The 228-nt window shown below is 63.6% G+C and carries 1 pseudogene; it reads left to right on the top strand.

From position 1 onward, the window contains the following. Positions 1–228: pseudogene (locus SB822_RS61690) on the top strand (aminotransferase); the annotation flags it as partial.

The following is a 228-nucleotide window of genomic DNA, read 5'->3' as shown; positions in this document are numbered from 1 at the left end:
CGCCATTTCCCCGGCAGCGAGTTTCTTACTGGCGGTGATTTAGGCTTAACGCCAGGACTGAATCAACCGCGCGTTACCCAGCGTGTGGAACAGGTGCTGGCTGATGCATTTCACGCACAGGCTGCGGCGCTGGTGCAGGGCGCGGGGACTGGCGCGATTCGCGCCGGGCTGGCGGCTTTGCTCAAACCGGGGCAGCGTCTTCTGGTGCATGACGCGCCTGTTTACCCG

Origin of the sequence: Paraburkholderia sp. SIMBA_054 (assembly GCF_046534875.1) — a bacterium.
In the GTDB taxonomy this organism is placed as follows: domain Bacteria; phylum Pseudomonadota; class Gammaproteobacteria; order Burkholderiales; family Burkholderiaceae; genus Paraburkholderia; species Paraburkholderia hospita.
Note: the sequence above shows the minus strand (reverse complement) of the source record. Positions and strands in the feature narration are given on the sequence as shown.